At 67.5% G+C, this 3,715-nt stretch carries 6 protein-coding genes; 2 read left to right on the forward strand and 4 right to left on the reverse strand.

The window, feature by feature from the left end; all coding sequences use genetic code 11:
- Positions 1–89 precede the first annotated feature (89 nt).
- The 3 genes from JFB92_RS20945 to JFB92_RS20955 form a co-directional block, all read right to left on the reverse strand.
- A complete protein-coding gene (locus tag JFB92_RS20945; protein WP_199043205.1) occupies positions 90–371 on the reverse strand; it encodes a hypothetical protein in 282 nt (93 codons plus the stop codon).
- Positions 372–669: 298 nt separating this feature from the next.
- Positions 670–930, reverse strand: coding sequence for a hypothetical protein (locus JFB92_RS20950; protein ID WP_199043207.1), 261 nt, complete (start codon positions 928–930; stop codon positions 670–672).
- Positions 931–959: 29 nt separating this feature from the next.
- Positions 960–1,625 (reverse strand): GntR family transcriptional regulator, encoded by a 666-nt coding sequence (locus JFB92_RS20955; RefSeq protein WP_199043208.1) that lies wholly within the window; start codon positions 1,623–1,625, stop codon positions 960–962.
- Positions 1,626–1,700: 75 nt separating this feature from the next.
- Here JFB92_RS20955 and JFB92_RS20960 point away from each other — a divergent pair, with 75 nt between their 5' ends.
- Both JFB92_RS20960 and JFB92_RS20965 read left to right on the forward strand, forming a co-directional pair.
- A complete protein-coding gene (locus tag JFB92_RS20960; RefSeq protein ID WP_199043209.1) occupies positions 1,701–2,132 on the forward strand; it encodes a VOC family protein in 432 nt (143 codons plus the stop codon).
- A 41-nt stretch (positions 2,133–2,173) separates the two neighbouring features.
- The gene (locus JFB92_RS20965) at positions 2,174–2,848 is read left to right on the forward strand and encodes a hypothetical protein (RefSeq protein WP_199043210.1); all 675 of its coding nucleotides are present in this window, start codon (positions 2,174–2,176) and stop codon (positions 2,846–2,848) included.
- Between the two features lie 600 nt (positions 2,849–3,448).
- Here the strand turns inward: JFB92_RS20965 and JFB92_RS20970 are convergent.
- On the reverse strand, positions 3,449–3,631 hold the full coding sequence (locus JFB92_RS20970; protein WP_199043211.1) for a hypothetical protein: 183 nt from the start codon (positions 3,629–3,631) through the stop codon (positions 3,449–3,451).
- Between the last annotated feature and the right edge of the window lie 84 nt (positions 3,632–3,715).

The raw sequence follows: 3,715 nt of genomic DNA on the forward strand, positions 1-3,715 counted from the left end.
GGTGGACGAGCGCTCGTCCACCGGCACCGAGCTCGGCCCGGCTGTCATCCCTCGTGCCCCCTCGCCGCGCCGGGCTCGAGGGTGGTCGGTTACCGGAAGTAGTAGTACGCCTTCCAGACGAGGCGCCCGTCGTTGTTGCCGGCCTCGCACCAGGCGTAGACGTCGAAGTCGATCTCGAGTTGGCGGGTCACGTCCTGGCACTTGGGCTTGGTGGGGTAGGCGCCGAGGTAGTGAACCTCGGGCAGGGGCCCGGCCTCCGATACCGCTGCGGGCGAGGAAATGTCGGCGGCCTGGGCGGCGGCCGGGGCCGCGGCTCCGACGAGTGCCGCAGCGGCGAAAGCGATCGCACTGGCCGCCAGTCTCATCTTCATCGTTGTCTGCTCCTTGAGTCCTTCTGAGTTTGGACGGCTTGAGTATCCGATGCTGGCAGCAGACCGCATGATTGCGGCACGGATATCGCATAGCCGATCGAAGCAAGCGCCTCGATCGGGGAGGTCTCGTAGTCCCGTCGGATCCACCGAACCGGAACCGAGAGCTCCTTGAGCGCCCCGGTGGCCGCGTCCATGATTCCGCTAGTCGGAGTTGGTCCCGAAATTGAGGCGAGGCCGGCCCCACTGGCCGGGGAATTGGCAGTCAGCGTCAGCGGATCGACGCGTGCCGGCCCGGTCGTCAGAAGGCTTCCGCGAGTTTGGCGGTGAAACGGTGTAGGTGCGGATCGAGTGTCTCAATCGGTTCGTCAAGCACTTGCGGCAGCGACAGCCACTTGATGCTGGAGAACTCCTCGTCGCTGAACCATGTGATGGTCGCAGGAGTCGATCGGATGAGGTGCCAAAGCGATACGTCGGTGTGTTGTCCCTGGCCGCGGGTGTCGGCAATGGTCAGGAACAGCGGCTGTTCACCTGCGACGGCGGAGGGGACGGCCTCGATCAACTGGTTGACGAGTTTGTACGAGGCGGCCGCTAAGCCGGGTCGCCGCCGGTGAGGACGTCGAGCGCGTGGCGGCGGTGGGCGGCGAACCGCTCTTGGGCGGCCCCCGTATCGCGGGCGCGGAGTGCGGCGGCCAGTTCGCGGTGCTCGCCGGGCAGGTGAGCGAGGTACCCGTCATCGCTGACGCCGACGCGGGTGAGCAGGAAGAGGTGGACCTGAGAGCGGATGGCGCGCCATGCTTCCTCGAGCCGGAGGTGTCCGGCGGCGGCGTAGACCGCGTCGTGGAAGGCGATGTCGAGACCGACCATCTCGTGCGCGTCGGCGGCACGGTCCATCCGCTCTGCCGCGACCTCGATCGCCTCCAGGTCGGATTCGGTGGCGCGCTCGATGACGTGCTCGACCGCGAGGTGTTCGAGCGCGCCGCGCAGGCTGTCGATCTCGGAGATGTCCTCGCCGGTCAGGGGCGTGACAGTGGCGCCGCGGTGCCAGGAGCTGCGGACCAGGCCCTCGCGTTCGAGCCGCAGCAGCGCCTCGCGGACCGGGCCGCGGCTCACGTCCAGGGCCCCGGACAGCTCGACTTCGCGGAGCTGCGAACCGGGGGCGTAGGCACCGGAGAAGATGGCCTCGCGGATGCTGTCGGCCACTTCGTCGGCGAGTCCTCGGCGGCGGGCGGGGGACACGCGTGCGGTTTCGGGCATGGAGTCCAGCCTATCGCATGTCGCAATGTTAACATTGCGACATTCTGTTCCCGGCCCGCTCAGGAGGCGCCCGCCATGACCGTCCTCGACTCACCTATCCCGCGATTCCACCTGGCGATGCCGGTCGACGACCTCGACGCCGCTCGCCGCTTCTACGGCGAAGTGCTCGGCCTGAAGCAGGGCCGCAGCTCCGATACCTGGGTCGACTGGAGCCTCCACGGCCACCAGTTCGTCACCCACCTCGCGCCCGAACGCCAGGAGCGAATCCACAACCCCGTCGACGGCCACGACGTGCCCGTGCCCCACTTCGGACTCATCCTGACCGTCCCGGAGTTCCACAAGCTGGCCGACCGCCTGCGCGAGGCCGGGACCGACTTCGTCATCGAACCGTATGTCCGCTTCGAGGGGCAGCCCGGCGAGCAGTGGACGATGTTCCTGCTGGACCCGGCCGGGAACGCCCTGGAGTTCAAGGCATTCGCCGACGACGACCAGGTCTTCGCCGCCTAAAGAGCGGGTGACGGTTGTGGACGGTTCGTAACCTGACGTCCATGACCGACCAGCGCGATACGACCGAGACCGAGCGCCGGTCCCGCCGATTGAGCTGGGCAGACTGGGTCATGGCGCTCGTCCTGCCGCCGATCGCGATGGGGTCGGTCGTGGCCGCGCTGTGGTACGACGCGTTCCTGCGCGACTCCGACGAGTCGAGTTCCTACGGGATCTCGGCCGGCGTGCTCGGCCTGCTCTGGTACAGCGTCTTCGCGTTCATCGACTGGGCCCGCCACAAGCGCCGGGCCGGAGCCCTGCTCTCCATGCCGCTGGTCGTGGCGGGCACCGCCTTCGGCATCGGCATCTACGACCTGGCCTTGGACTACCGCGGCGAGGTCGAGGACTGCGAGGTGCTCGGCAGCGAGACGTACCGGGTCGACGCACGTTTCGGCACGCATTGGGAGACCGCGTACGACCTCGACTGCGCCGGCCAAGAGGTGCTGCTCGAAAAGGATACGGGCGAGCCGCCGCCCGAGGAGCCCGACTTCGACGTCGGACTCGACTGCTGCACGGAAGAATCGGAACACGTCCGCGTCGAGTACGACCCCCGCGGCCTGGTCGGGGCGCGGGCGGGAGACGAAGGCGGCGATCCGTGGGCTTGGCTGAACGCGGGGATGATCGCCTTCGGCCTCGGTGTGGTCCTGCGACTCATCGTCCGTCCCAGCAGCGGGACGTAGGTCAGGCCGGTGCTTCGAATGCGCGGGGCCCGCTGCCGCCCGGAGGCACTGGCCGGCCGGCAGGTGACGCGCTCGGCCACGCGTCGCACGATTTAACGGCGGCCGTCAACAGCCTGCGGGCAGGAACCGGACTGGACCGAGAATGATTTGATCTTGAGTTCAACTTGGACTGTAGCTGTCGGCCGGGATCTGCGAGAATTCCGCCATGTCCACTCCTCTTGAACTCGTCGACGCCGGTCGGCAGGCCGGCAAGAAGGCACTCCAGGGCCAGTCGTCGCAAGGGTCAGACCGATGACACAGGACTTCCGATCCCTGCCGGGACCGGCCCTTTCATCCTGACAGTCGTCTCACTCGACTCGGTAGGAGCCGGAGTCGAAAGAGTCGGAGTACGGGGCTCGCCACATCCACGACCGCCGCGCTGTCGGCCGCTTCCGCGAGGTTCTCCCTGACACGCTGACATACGTCGTGCGTGTTGAACTCTGATTGGAAGCAGTCCACCCGCAGCGGCTCCCAGGGCGACTGCGTCGAGCTCCGGCACCCGACTCAACCTCACCACCAGTGCTCTCGCCGAACGACATTGGGTCTACCCGAGCCCCGCCCCTATGCGGTCAGCGTGACCACCAGGAACGCCACACCGATCGCCAGCGAGACCGGCGTCATCAGGGCCCGCTCGAATTTGCTGCGCGATATCAGGTTCATCGCGATGGCGACCACGCTCCCGATTCGCAGACGCACGGCGAGAGCTGCGAGCAGGATCAGGCCCGCTACGGCGAAGACCGGCATGGAATGAAGGTACCCGAATAACGGTCCGACAGGGATCGTCCGATTCGGTCACAAGGGCGGTCCGGGGTGGGGTGGGGGGGGGGG

The sequence above is a fragment of the Glycomyces salinus genome, from assembly GCF_016428645.1.
Classification (GTDB): domain Bacteria; phylum Actinomycetota; class Actinomycetes; order Mycobacteriales; family Micromonosporaceae; genus Glycomyces; species Glycomyces salinus.